The following is a 12,898-nucleotide window of genomic DNA, read 5'->3' on the forward strand; positions in this document are numbered from 1 at the left end:
GGGTGGCTCCGTGTCCGGCAGATATGGAGTCACAGTCCGGGACGAACAGCTGGGAGACCCTGTGGAATGCCTGTCCATTCGCCCCCGGCACGCCGCGCTCGCCGTGCTGTCGGCCGGCATTCTGATCATCGCCGGCTGCGGCGAGGACGGTGTCGGCAAGGACTCGCGGGCGGCGAAAGCCGCGAACGCGGCGTCCGCGAAGGTCCTCCTCCAGCCGTTCGCGGCCCCCGGCCCCGCCCCCTTCACCGAGTCGACCGCGGCGCCGCTGCCGGACGCCACCCCCTCCGTCCCGCCGTCGCCGAGCGCACCGGCCGAACCGAGCGCCCCCGGTGAGCGCGCCCAGGCGGTGCGCTCCGTCTCCGGCGCCACCGCCGGGCTGTACGGCGGCACGAAATCCCTCACCAGCTGCGACGTCGACGCACAGGTCCGGCTGCTCACCGCCGACCCCGGCAAGGCCACCGCCTTCGCCCGCGGCGCCGGCGTCGGCGCCGCCTCCGTCCCGAATTTCCTGCGCGGACTCACCCCTGTCGTACTGCGCGCCGACGTACGTCTCACCAGCCACGGCTACCGGGGCGGGGCGGCTGCCGCCCACCAGGCCGTACTCCAGAGCGGCACCGCCGTCCTCGTGGACGACCGTGGGCTGCCCAGGGTCCGCTGCGCCGGCGGGAACCCGCTGCGCCCGGCCGTCGCACCGCGCTCCGACGTGGTCCGCCAGGGAGAGCCCTGGAGCGGCTACCGGCCCGACCGGGTCGTCGTGGTCAACCGGAGCACCCGGGTGCTGACCGCCCTGCTGATCGTCGCCGGTGACGAGTGGATCGAGCGCAGGACCGGCACCGACGGCGACCAGGACAAGAAGCCCGACGTACCGCCCCCGTACTCCCCGGACACCGACATCATCGACCCGTCGGTGGAGCCGCCGGACCCGACCGGCACGACCCCGGGCACCCCCGAGCCCGACGCCCCCCGCAGTGACCCGGCCCCCTCGCCCGACTGCCTCACACCGGACGCCCCCGAGCCCGACGAGCCCGAGAACATGGCGGTCCCCTCCGACTGCCCCTCGGCCACCCCCACGGGGGAGCCCGACGGCGGTGTCGACCCGGACTACCCGGTGATGCCGATGTCCCCGGAGCGGGAGGGCTCCGGCCCGACGCTCGACGGCGGCCCCGGCGCGCTGTCCGACGACGGCCTCACCCCGTCGGTGCCCGGGGACGACCCGGCCGGGCCCCTCACCTTCCAGGGCTGACCGGGAGCGGCCCGGCCCGGTCCACCCGCGGACCCGTGCCGGCGACCGCCCGACCAGTCGAGATATCCGACAAATGATGACAGAGTGACTCCATGGTTGATCGGGAAGCGGGGCCCCCGTCGCTCCCCGACGACTGGCCCGCGAAGCCGGAACTGAGCCTGTCCCTCAACGGCATGGGCTGTTTCGACTGGGATCTCGGTATCGGTCTCCTCCATCTGGACCAGGTGGCGCTGGGCATCCTCGACATGAGCGAGGACGAATACGACGGCACCCGCGCGAGCGTCCTGGAGCGCCTGCCGAGCGGCGAGAACGAACGGCTCGACGCCTTCGTCGGGGAGGCGATCAGCAGCGGCGACGACGGTTGCGGCGCGTACTTCCGCGTCCGGCGCCGAGACGGCACCCTGCGCTGGACACACGCGCAGGGCTCCGTCCGCCGCGACGCGACCGGCCGTCCGCGCCGTCTCATCGGCATCATGCGCGATGCCACCCAGGAACTCGCCGACTCGATGGCACGGCTCGAACTGGACGAGGAACGCCGGCGCAGGACCACCGTCGTCGAGGGCGCCACGGCCGCCCTCGCGCACGCACGTACGGTCCAGGACGTCATCGACGTGCTCAAGTACTCCGACGGACTCGAACACCTCGGTGCCACCAGCATGGTCATAGGTCTCCTCGACTCCGGACGCATCCATCTCGTCGCCGAGGGGCCCGCCGGCTCCTTCGTGCCGGGGACCCGCGTCACACGGGTGGACGAGGAGTACCCGATGAGCGAGGTGATCCGCACGCTCAGCCCGCGGTTCATCGAGTCCGCGGACGACTTCGCCGTCTCCTACTCGGGTCTGTGGCCCCACATCAGCCATCTCGGCATCACCTCGGCGGCCTATCTGCCGCTGGTCGCGCAGGGCCGCCCCATCGGGGCCGTCGGGCTGCTCTACGGCGACAAGACCGGCTTCACCACCGAGGACCGCAATCTGCTGGTCGCCCTCGGCAGCAGCATCGCCCAGAGCCTCCAGCGCGCCGTCCTGTTCGAGCAGGAGCACGATCTCGCCGAAGGGCTCCAGCAGGCGATGCTCCCGCGCCGCATCCCGGCCGTGCCCGGTGCGGAGATCGCCGTCCGCTACCGGTCGTCCCGGCTCGGCAGGGACATCGGCGGCGACTGGTACGACATCGTCCCACTGCCCGGCGGCCGGGTCGGCGCCGTCATCGGAGACGTACAGGGGCACGACACCGACGCCGCGGCCGTGATGGGGCAGCTGCGAATCGTCCTGCGGGCGTACGCGGCCGAGGGTCACACCCCGGCCACGGTGATGGCGCGCGCCTCTGTCTTCCTGCACGAACTCGACACCGACCGCTTCGCGACCTGCATCTACGCGGAGGCGGACCTGGCCACGGGCGTCGTCCGGGTGGTCCGGGCGGGCCATGTCGATCCGATGATCCGCGACACCGACGGGAGTTGCCGCCGACTGCCCGCGGAGGGCGGGCTGCCGCTCGGGCTGTCTGCGGAGTTCGGCCGGCTCGACTACCCGGTGAACACCGTCGAGCTGGATCCCGGTCAGACGCTGGTCCTCTACACCGACGGTCTGGTGGAGATCCCCGGAGTCGATCTGGACGAGGGGATGCAGAGGCTGGCCGGACTGGTCGCGGGCGGGCCGCGCGACCTCCAGAAGCTGGCCGACCGGCTGTGCGATTCGGTGGACGAGCGGGGCGGCGAGGACGACATCGCCGTACTGCTGCTGCGCAGGCGGGGCGCGTACGCGGGCAGGACCGGCGGCAAGCTCCAGCAGCACGTGGGGCAGGGCGACCCCGAGGCGCTGTCGTCGGCCCGCCACATGGTCCGGGCGGCGGTGCGCGCCTGGGGCGCGGGGGACCGGTCGGACGATGTCGAGCTGGTGGTGGACGAGCTGATGACCAACGCGCTGACGCACACCGAGGGCGGTTCGATCGTGACCGTGCGGGTGCTGCCGGGGGTGGAGCGGCGGCTGCGGCTGGAGGTCGAGGACCGGTCGAGCGCGCTGCCGAGGATCCGGGACGCGGGTGAGTCGGGGGTCTCGGGCCGCGGTCTGGTGCTGGTGGACGCGCTGTCCGACGAGTGGGGCGTGGAGTCGCGCGGCAGCGGCAAATGCGTGTGGAGCGAGTTCGTGATCTCTGGCCGCCCGGACCGGGACGGCTGAGAGGGCAGCGCGGGGTACGGGGCATTACAGTCTCACTAACTGTACGTAACGTGTTCGTACTTGACCGTAACCGACCGCAGGCGATTGACTGCGGCTCCCGGCCACCCTCCGCGAGACATGAGGCCCCCTTGACCACCGAGCTGCTGGCACCTCTCGATCTGGCCTTCTGGCATCTCGAATCCCCGGACCACCCGATGCACCTCGGCGCGCTCGCCGTCTTCGAGGCGGCGCCCGGCGCGCGGACCGGTGCCGACGACGAGGCGCTGCTGGAGCTGCTGGCCACCCGCGCGGCGGCCGTCCCCCGGCTGCGGATGCTGGTGCGGGACGTCCTGCTGCCCGTCGGCGGCGCCGCCTGGAGCGTGGACAAGGACTTCGACGTACGCAGACACGTCAGGCTCGTCGGGCTGCCGCCCGGCGACTTCGCCGAGGAGGCCTCGCGGCTCGCCGGGGAGCTGATGGAACGGCCGCTGGAGCGCGGCATCCCGCCCTGGGAGATGTACGTCCTGGCGGGCGGGCCGGCGGGAGACGGGGCGCCGGGCGGTGACGGACCGGCCGCCGGTACGCCGCCGGGCGGCCGGCCCTTCGCCGTACTGGTGAAGCTCCACCACGCCCTCGCGGACGGCATGCGCGCCGTGGCCATCGGCGCCGGGATCTTCGACCAGATCGCCGACGCGCGAGCCGCCGGCACCCGCCGCACCCGCCCCGCACCGCCCCGTTCCCGGCTGCCCGGCCCCTGGCAGCTGGCCGGCATGGCGAGGAACCGGCTCGGCGACCTGGGCCGGGCGCTCGGGATCGGCGCCTCCGTCGTCCGTGCCAGCCGACTCGACATGCGCGGTACACCCGCCCTCACGGCGGGCTCCAGCGGCACCCGGCAACTCGCCACCGCCGTGCTCCCGCTGGAGGACGTACGGCAGGTGCGCAGGACGCACGGCGGCACGGTCAACGACGTCCTCCTCGCCACCGTGGCCGGCGCGCTGCGCCGCTGGCTGCTGGAGCGGGGCGAACAGCTGCCGGACCGGGACCCGCGCTCCGACCCGCGCGCCCTGGTGCCGGTCTCGGGACGGCGGCCGAGCCGGGCCAGACAGGGTACGGGCGCCGGCGGGGGCTCCGGCTCGGGCAACATGCTCTCCGCCTATCTGCTCGGCCTGCCGGTCTCCGAGCCCGATCCGCGCTCCCGGCTGACCGCGGTGCGCGGCGCCATGGACCGCAACAAGAAGGACGGTCCCTCGCGGGGCGCCGGAGCCGTCGCCGTACTCGCCGGTCAGCTGCATCCGCTCGCGCACCGGCTCGGCGCACCGATCGCGGGCAGCGCGGCCCGGATCCTCTTCGACGTGCTCGTGACGAGCGTGCCGCTGCCGCGCGCGACGCTCTCGTTCGGCGGCTGCCCGCTGCGTGAGATCTATCCGATGGCGCCGCTGGCACGCGGACAGTCCCTGGCGGTGGGGCTGACGACGTACGGCGGGCAGGTCCATGTCGGTCTCGTCGCCGACGGCAAGGCCGTGCCCGACCTCGCAGGGCTGGCGAAGAACATGAACGAGGAGCTGAACGAACTGCTCCGCGCCACAGTTCCCACCGCAGCGGCCGTGGTCGCGGCCCCCGCGGCCCCCGCGGCCCCCGCGGCCCCCGCGGCCCCCGCGGCCCCCGCGGCCCCCGCGGCCCCCGCGGCCACCGTCTCCGCCGCCACCGTCCCCGTCGAACGCGACATGTCCGCTCTGCCCGCCGTGTCCGCAGGGGCCGACCTGGTCGGATAGATCGGACAATTCCCGACGCGCGCCTCCGGCCCGCGTGACGTCCTCAAGCGCCGAACAGACCGAACAGGCCGAACGGACGCGGCCTGGACACAGCCCGGACACAGTCCCCGGCGCGGCGGACTTCGCTGCCTCGAAGGTGTTGACGCCACCCAGTCATCCGATGAATATTCTGGGGTGTCAACTTCGGGAGGCACAGCGCAATGCGGCAGAACACGCTCGGAAGCGGCGAGGTCGGCGTATCCGAGCTCTCCTTCGGAACGGCCGGAATCGGCAATCTCTACACCCCCGTCGAACCGGAGCGGGCCGCGGCGGCCGTCGACGCCGCCTGGGACGCGGGCATCCGCTACTTCGACACCGCACCGCACTACGGCCTCGGCCTCGCCGAACGCCGCCTCGGCGAGGCCCTGCGCTCCCGCCCCCGCGCCGACTACACCCTGTCGACCAAGGTGGGCCGGCTGCTGGAGCCCCTGCCGTTCGCCGACGGCGACGACCTCGACAACGGCTTCGCCGTCCGTGCCACCCACCGCCGCGTCTGGGACTTCAGCGCCGACGGCGTACGACGGAGCATCGACGACAGTCTGGAGCGGCTCGGCACCGACCGGATCGACACCGTGTATCTGCACGACCCGGACGATCACGTCGCCGACGCCTTCGCACAGGCGTACCCCGCGCTGGAACGGCTGCGGGCCGAGGGAGTCGTCGGCGCGATCGGCGCCGGGATGAACCAGACGGCCGTGCTCACCCGCTTCCTCCGGGACACGGACGTCGACGTCGTCCTGTGCGCGGGCCGCCACACCCTCCTCGATCAGTCCGCCCTCGCCGAACTCCTGCCCGAGGCCGCCGCGCGCGGCCGCGGCGTGGTCGTGGGCGGCGTCTTCAACTCCGGCCTGCTCGCCGACCCGCGCCCCGGCGCGACCTACGACTACACGGCCGCACCGCCCGCGCTGCTGGAACGCGCCCTGCGCATCAAGGCCGTCGCCGAGCGGCACGGTGTCCCGCTGCGCGCCGCGGCGATCGCCTATCCGCTGCTTCACCCGGCCGTCGTGAGCGTCCTCGTCGGCACCCGGTCCGCGCGGGAGGTCGAGGACGCGGCGGACATGTACGGCCGCACCGTCCCCGACGCGCTCTGGGACGACCTGCGCGCCGAGGGCCTGCTGGAGGGCGACGCCCGATGAACGAAGCCCCGCCCCGACCACCGACCGCGTCGGCGCCCGTCGTCGACGCCCACCACCATGTGTGGGACCTGTCCGTACGGGACCAGGACTGGATCACCGGCCCCGCCATGGCACCCATCCGGCGGAACTTCGGCATCGCCGATCTCGCACCCGAGGCCCGGGCGGCCGGAGTCGGCGCCACCGTTCTCGTCCAGACCGTGACGGTCGCCGGGGAGACCCCCGAATTCCTCGCCCTCGCCGACACGAGCGAGCTGATCGCCGGTGTCGTCGGCTGGACCGACCTCACCGCCCCCGACATCGCCGACACCCTCGCGGCGCTGCGCGAGATGCCCGGCGGCGACAAGCTCGTGGGCATCCGGCACCAGGTCCAGGGCGAACCCGACCCCGAGTGGCTGCTGCGTCCCGACGTACGGCGCGGACTCACCGCCGTGGCCGCCGCCGGGCTCGCCTACGACCTGATCGTCCTGCCGCACCAGCTCCCGGCCGCGATCGCGACCGCCGCGGCGCTGCCCCAGCTGACCTTCGTACTCGACCACCTCGGGAAGCCGCCCGTCGCCACGGGCGACCTCGCCCCCTGGGCAGGTCACATCCGGGCGCTGGCCGCCAGGCCCAACGCCGTCTGCAAGCTCTCCGGGCTGGTCACCGAGGCCGCGTGGGACTCCTGGACGGCGGACACGCTGCGCCCGTACACCGAGACGGCGCTCGACGCGTTCGGCTCCGCGCGGCTGATGTTCGGCTCGGACTGGCCGGTCTGCCGGCTGGCCGCCTCGTACGCCGAGGTCGTGGCCGTCACCCGTACGCTGACCGGCGATCTGAGCGAGAACGAGCGGCGGGCCGTCTTCGGCGGGACGGCCACGGCGGTCTACGGGCTCTGAACCGGCGCCCGCCGGGCGTTCGCGCCGGTGCTGCGGCACGCTTGACGCATGCCGGAAGTCCCCGAAGTCGAAGCGCTGAGAGAGTTCCTCGACGGCCATCTGGTCGGCAAGGAGGTGGCCCGCGTCCTGCCCCTGTCGATCAACGTCCTCAAGACGTACGACCCGCCGCTCACCGCGCTGGAGGGCGCCACCGTCAGCGGGATCGAGCGGCACGGCAAGTGGCTCGACATCGTGGCGGGCGACTCCGGGCTCCATCTCGTGATCCATCTGGCCCGCGCGGGCTGGCTGCGCTGGAAGGACGAGTTCCCGGCCACCCCGCCGCGCCCGGGGAAGGGACCACTGGCGCTGCGGACCGTCCTGGCCGGGGGCGACGGCTTCGACCTGACCGAGGCGGGCACCACCAAGCGCCTCGCCGTCCACCTCGTACGCTGCCCCTTCGAGGTGCCCGCCGTCGCGAGCCTCGGCCCCGACCCTCTGGACGAGTCCTTCGACCGGGACGCCCTCGCCGCGCTGCTCGCGGGGGAGCGGCGGCAGCTCAAGGGCGCCCTGCGGGACCAGCGGCTGATCGCCGGGATCGGCAACGCGTACAGCGACGAGATCCTGCACGCGGCGAAGATGTCCCCCTTCAAGCCGGTCCAGAATCTGACCGACGACGAGATCACCGTCCTCCACGACGCGATGCGCACGACGCTGAACTCGGCGATCGAGCGCTCGCGGGGTGTCGCCGCGGGCCGGCTCAAGGCCGAGAAGAAGAGCGGTCTGCGGGTGCACGGCCGGGCCGGCGAGACATGCCCCGTCTGCGGCGACACCATCAGGTCGGTCGCCTTCGCGGACTCGTCGCTCCAGTACTGCCCTACCTGCCAGACGGGCGGCAAACCGCTCGCCGACCGCCGGACGTCCCGGTTCCTCAAGTAGCGGTGACCACCTCCGTACGAAGGCGGCGCCGGCCGCCCCGTACCGTCACCCGCCCCGAACCGTCATCACCCGGTGGCCCTGCGCCGTACGCACCTCGAACCGGTCGATCTCGTACGGCCGCAGCGCGGCGCCGCCCCACGTGACCATCGGCCCGTCGCTCCCGGCACGTGCGGACCAGGTCATCACGGTCTCCTCCGACCCGTCACGGCCGACGGCGATCAGCGCGCACACCCCGGCCGCCGCCGACTTCGACAGCTCCAGTGCGATGTCCGTGCCCCAGCCCCGTTCCGCCGCCGTCACGACCGCGGCCGTCCCGGTCATGCGGTCCTTCGCCGTCCACCGCTCGGCCGTCGGCACCGCCGGGGAGCCGCCGCCCCGCTGCGCGTCGACGATCGCGAACGGGCCGCCCACCGCGATCACCATCGCCGCCGCCAGCAGGGCCAGCCGCCGTCTGCGGCTCACCCGCCGCCGGGCGGCCGTCCCTTCGAGCATCCGGTGCAGCAGCTCGGGCCCCGCCGACACGATGGGCGCCACCCGCGCGGGGGTCCCCCGCGTGTACTCGTCGAGCTGACCCCTCACCGCGTCGAAATCGCCCAACAGCAGTGTGCAGTGCGGACAGTCCATGAGATGGTCCTCGAAGCGGAAGGCGTCTGCCGCGTCGAGGACGCCGAGCGCGTAGGCGCCCACGTCGCGATGGATCTCCGGGGTCCGCATGCCCCCTGATACGGGGCGCGACGGCGAATCACTCAAACGACATCCCTGTCCACGCATCGATATCCGTTCCCGATCCGGGCCCACCACGCCCCGGAGCCCTTAAACTTCCGCGTCATGCTGCGTGTACTGGCCGTGGACGACGAAGAGCCCGCCCTCGAAGAGCTGCTGTACCTCCTGCGGGCCGACCCGCGGATCCGCGGTGCCGAGGGCGCCACCAGCGCGACCGAGGCGCTGCGCCGTATCGGGGCCGCGCTCGACGCGGGCCCGGACGATCCGGCCGCCGTCGACGTCGTCTTCCTCGACATCCACATGGCGGGGCTCACGGGTCTCGACGTCGCCAAGCTGCTGGCCGGTTTCGCCGAACCCCCGCTGATCGTCTTCGTCACCGCCCACGAGGGCTTCGCCGTCCAGGCGTTCGACCTCAAGGCCGTCGACTACGTGCTCAAGCCCGTCCGCCGGGAGCGGCTGGCCGAGGCCGTGCGGCGCGTCGCGGAGCTGGTGGGGGAGCGCGGCCCCGTCGTGGACACCTCCACCGACCAGATCCCCGTCGAGCTCGGCGGCGTGACCCGCTTCGTCCCCGTCGCCGACATCGTCTACGCCGAGGCCCAGGGCGACTACGCCAGACTCCACACCGACACCGCCAGCCATCTGGTGCGCATACCCCTCACCACCCTGGAGGAGCGCTGGCGCTCCCGCGGATTCGTACGGATCCACCGCCGGCATCTCGTCGCCATCGCCCGCATCGACGAACTGCGCCTCGACGCGGGCGCCATGAGCGTGCGCGTCGGCGAGGCGGAACTGGCGGTCAGCAGACGTCACTCCAGGGCCCTGCGTGATCTGCTGATGCGCCAGCCCGGCCGCTGACCTGGCCCTTCGCCGGGCGGTCGGTAACGGGCCGGGGCTTCCCTCCGCCTCGGCGGTCTGCTTAGACTCCGGCCCTGGCACCGGTGCCCGGGACGAAGGGGGAGCAGAGACCATGACCGCGGAATCCCACCCCAAGCGGGAGGTCGTCACCGGCGAGCCCCGTCGCGTACGCCCGCTGCCCCGCTACCGCGCCCAGTCCGAGATCGACGAGCAGACCGCGCTCGGTGACGCCTACGTCCGCTCCCTCATGCGCAGCCAACTCCGCGCCGGACTCACCGCGTTCGCCCTGCTCGCCGCAGTCGTCGGCACGCTCCCGCTCGCCTTCGCCGCGCTTGGCGACTCCACCGTCGTCTGGGTGGTGCTCGGCGTCGCCGCCTATCCGCTGCTGACGCTGCTGGCGTGGTGGTACGTGCGGCGCGCGGAGCGCAACGAGCGGGACTTCGCCCGGCTGGTGAAGGGCCGGCCGCTGCCGTGAGCCAGAGCTGGACGGTGACGGCCGTCGCCGTCGTCGTGGTCGCCACCGTCCTCGTCGGCGGCTTCGGCCTGCGCATATCGCGCACCACCTCCGACTTCTACGTGGCCTCCCGCACCGTGCGGCCCGGCCTCAACGCCGCCGCGATCAGCGGCGAGTACCTCTCCGCCGCCTCCTTCCTCGGCATCGCCGGACTGCTCCTGCTGCACGGCCCCGACATGCTCTGGTACCCGGTCGGCTACACCGCCGGCTATCTGGTCCTGCTGATCTTCGTCGCCGCCCCGTTGCGGCGCTCCGGCGCGTACACGCTGCCCGACTTCGCGGAGGGACGCCTGGAGTCCCGCCCCGCCCGGCGCGTGGTCAGCGCGCTGGTCGTCGGTGCGGGCTGGCTCTATCTGGTGCCGCAGCTCCAGGGCGCGGGCCTCACGCTGGAGATCCTGACCGGTGCGCCGAACTGGTTCGGCGCGGTCCTGGTCGCGGTCGTCGTGGTGGTGGCCGTCGCGGCGGGCGGCATGCGCAGCATCACCTTCGTGCAGGCGTTCCAGTACTGGCTCAAGGTCACGGCCCTCCTCGTCCCGGCGATCTTCCTGCTGCTGGCCTGGCAGGGCGACGGCCGGCCCCCGATCGACTTCGACCTGACCGAGATGTCGAGCCGCGCCGACCACCCCATGTACGCGACGTACGGGCTGATCGTCGCCACCTTCCTCGGCACCATGGGCCTGCCGCACGTCGTGGTCCGCTTCTACACCAGCCCCAACGGCCGGGCGGCGCGCCGGACCACCGTCGTCGTGCTCGCCCTGATCGGCGGCTTCTATCTGCTGCCGCCGGTCTACGGCGCGCTCGGCCGGCTGTACGCGCCGGCGCCCGCCCTCGGTACGGATGCCGACGCGGCCGTGCTGCTGCTGCCCGATCTGGTGATCGGGGGCACGGCCGGCGATCTGCTGGGCGCGCTCGTCGCGGGCGGCGCCTTCGCCGCGTTCCTGTCCACCGCCTCCGGTCTGACCATGGCGGTGGCCGGGGTGCTCACCCAGGACGTGCTGCCCTCGCGCGGGGTACGGCACTTCAGGCTGGCCACGCTGCTCGCGATGCTGATACCGCTCGGCGGTTCGCTGGTGGTCAGCGGCATGCCGGTGGCGGACGCCGTCGCGATGGCCTTCGCCGTCTCCGCGTCCTCGTTCTGCCCGCTGCTGGTGCTCGGCATCTGGTGGCGGCGGCTGACCCCGCCCGGCGCGATAGCCGGACTGCTGCTCGGCGGCGGCTCGGCGTTGGTGGCCATCGGGATCACGGTCAGCGGCGCCGTACGGTCGGGGTGGCCGCACGCGCTGCTCGCCTGGCCCGCCGTCTGGTCGGTGCCCGTCGGGTTCCTCGCGATGATCCTGGTGTCGCTGGCCACGCGCTCGCGGATACCGCCGGGGACCAAGGCCGCCATGACCCGCTTCCATCTGCCGGAGGCCCTGATGCCACGGGCCCGGGGAGGCCCGCGATGACTCCGATCACCCCGATGAGAGGTTCACGATGAGCGGCGCCGCCCTCGCGGTACTGATCGTGCTCGGCGCGCTGCTGTCCGCCGGGGGCTTTGTGCTCGGCCGCCGTACCGGGCAGGGCCGCCCGGACCGGACCAGTGACGTCGGTACGCCCGTCGAGCACGCCACCTTCGAGACCCTGCACACCGCGTCGCTCGCGGCCCCGCCGCTGCGCGCCGGGCTCACCGAGGAGAGCGCCGGCAAGGCCGCCCGCCGGCTGCGCTCACTGCTGGGGACCGACGCGCTCTGCCTCACCGACCGGGACCGGGTGCTGGTCTGGGACGGCCTCGGGGAGCACCACGGCAAACATGTGATGGACCATGTGCAGGGGCTGCTCGCCAGCGGGCGCGACACCGCCTTCGCCAGCGGCTGCGGCGATCTGGACTGTCCGCTGCGCTGGGGCGTCGCCGCGCCGCTGACCGTCGACCACCGGGTGCTCGGCACTCTCGTCGCCTATGCCCCTCGGGAGTCCGCGGTCCTCGCGCGGGCGGCGGGTGAGGTCGCCCGCTGGGTCTCCGTACAGCTCGAACTCGCCGAACTCGACCGCTCCCGCACCCAGTTGATCGAGGCGGAGATCAAGGCGCTGCGCGCCCAGATCTCGCCGCACTTCATCTTCAACTCACTGGCCGCGATCGCCTCGTTCGTCCGTACCGACCCCGAGCGGGCGCGCGAACTTCTCCTGGAATTCGCCGACTTCACCCGGTACTCGTTCCGCAGGCACGGGGACTTCACCACCCTCGCCGACGAACTGCACTCCATCGACCAGTACTTGGCGCTCGTCCGGGCCCGCTTCGGCGACCGCCTGTCGGTCACCCTCCAGGTCGCCCCCGAGGTGCTGCCGGTCGCGATGCCGTTCCTCTGTCTCCAGCCGCTCGTCGAGAACGCCGTCAAACACGGCCTCGAAGGCAAGATCACGATGAGCCACATCACCATCAGCGCGCTCGACGCGGGCTCGGAGGCGGAAGTGGTGATCGAGGACGACGGTGTGGGCATGGACCCGGAGCGGCTGCGCCGGATCCTGCGCGGCGAGGGCGGCCTGTCCACGGGCATCGGACTGCTCAACGTGGACGAGCGGCTGCGCCAGGTCTACGGGGACGACTACGGGCTCGTCATCGAGACGGGGGTGGGAGCCGGGATGCGGATCACGGTACGGATCCCGAAGTACCGCGCGGGTGTGCACGGCACCTGAGGGGGG

General features: G+C 73.1%; 11 protein-coding genes. 10 read left to right on the forward strand and 1 reads right to left on the reverse strand.

The annotated features are described in order from the left end of the window. The first annotated feature begins 61 nt into the window (after positions 1-61). The 6 genes from SSPS47_RS31000 to SSPS47_RS31025 all read left to right on the forward strand — a co-directional run bounded on the left by SSPS47_RS31000 (position 62) and on the right by SSPS47_RS31025 (position 8,130). A complete protein-coding gene (locus SSPS47_RS31000) occupies positions 62-1,243 on the forward strand; it encodes a DUF6777 domain-containing protein (RefSeq protein ID WP_203557974.1) in 1,182 nt (393 codons plus the stop codon). 92 nt (positions 1,244-1,335) lie between these two features. Then, entirely contained in the window at positions 1,336-3,414 is a 2,079-nt protein-coding gene (locus tag SSPS47_RS31005) for a SpoIIE family protein phosphatase (RefSeq protein WP_164253799.1), read from the forward strand. 128 nt (positions 3,415-3,542) lie between these two features. After that, the gene (locus SSPS47_RS31010; RefSeq protein WP_164253800.1) at positions 3,543-5,165 is read left to right on the forward strand and encodes a wax ester/triacylglycerol synthase family O-acyltransferase; all 1,623 of its coding nucleotides are present in this window, start codon (positions 3,543-3,545) and stop codon (positions 5,163-5,165) included. 200 nt (positions 5,166-5,365) lie between these two features. Continuing rightward, a complete protein-coding gene (locus tag SSPS47_RS31015; RefSeq protein WP_164253801.1) occupies positions 5,366-6,340 on the forward strand; it encodes an aldo/keto reductase in 975 nt (324 codons plus the stop codon). Beyond that, positions 6,337-7,215 (forward strand): amidohydrolase family protein, encoded by an 879-nt coding sequence (locus tag SSPS47_RS31020; RefSeq protein ID WP_164253802.1) that lies wholly within the window; start codon positions 6,337-6,339, stop codon positions 7,213-7,215. Before SSPS47_RS31015 ends, SSPS47_RS31020 begins: the two co-directional genes overlap by 4 nt. 48 nt (positions 7,216-7,263) lie before the next feature. Next, a complete protein-coding gene (locus SSPS47_RS31025; RefSeq protein ID WP_164253803.1) occupies positions 7,264-8,130 on the forward strand; it encodes an Fpg/Nei family DNA glycosylase in 867 nt (288 codons plus the stop codon). Positions 8,131-8,175: 45 nt separating this feature from the next. On the opposite strand, the gene SSPS47_RS31030 is transcribed toward SSPS47_RS31025, so the two are convergent. Beyond that, the gene (locus SSPS47_RS31030; protein WP_164253804.1) at positions 8,176-8,844 is read right to left on the reverse strand and encodes a zf-HC2 domain-containing protein; all 669 of its coding nucleotides are present in this window, start codon (positions 8,842-8,844) and stop codon (positions 8,176-8,178) included. Positions 8,845-8,958: 114 nt separating this feature from the next. On the opposite strand from SSPS47_RS31030, the gene SSPS47_RS31035 reads away from it, so the two are divergent. From SSPS47_RS31035 to SSPS47_RS31050, 4 genes are all read left to right on the forward strand, one after another. Then, positions 8,959-9,708, forward strand: coding sequence for a LytTR family DNA-binding domain-containing protein (locus tag SSPS47_RS31035; protein WP_147877858.1), 750 nt, complete (start codon positions 8,959-8,961; stop codon positions 9,706-9,708). Between the two features lie 112 nt (positions 9,709-9,820). Then, positions 9,821-10,183 carry a hypothetical protein gene (locus SSPS47_RS31040; RefSeq protein ID WP_147877857.1) on the forward strand — a complete coding sequence of 121 codons (363 nt, stop codon included), beginning with the start codon at positions 9,821-9,823 and terminating at the stop codon, positions 10,181-10,183. Continuing rightward, positions 10,180-11,667, forward strand: coding sequence for a cation acetate symporter (locus SSPS47_RS31045; protein WP_164253805.1), 1,488 nt, complete (start codon positions 10,180-10,182; stop codon positions 11,665-11,667). The genes SSPS47_RS31040 and SSPS47_RS31045 overlap by 4 nt, the downstream gene beginning before the upstream one ends. Positions 11,668-11,695: 28 nt before the next feature. Further along, a complete protein-coding gene (locus SSPS47_RS31050; RefSeq protein WP_164253806.1) occupies positions 11,696-12,892 on the forward strand; it encodes a histidine kinase in 1,197 nt (398 codons plus the stop codon). The last annotated feature ends 6 nt before the right edge of the window (positions 12,893-12,898 follow it).

The sequence above is a fragment of the Streptomyces sp. S4.7 genome, assembly GCF_010384365.1.
Lineage (GTDB): Bacteria > Actinomycetota > Actinomycetes > Streptomycetales > Streptomycetaceae > Streptomyces.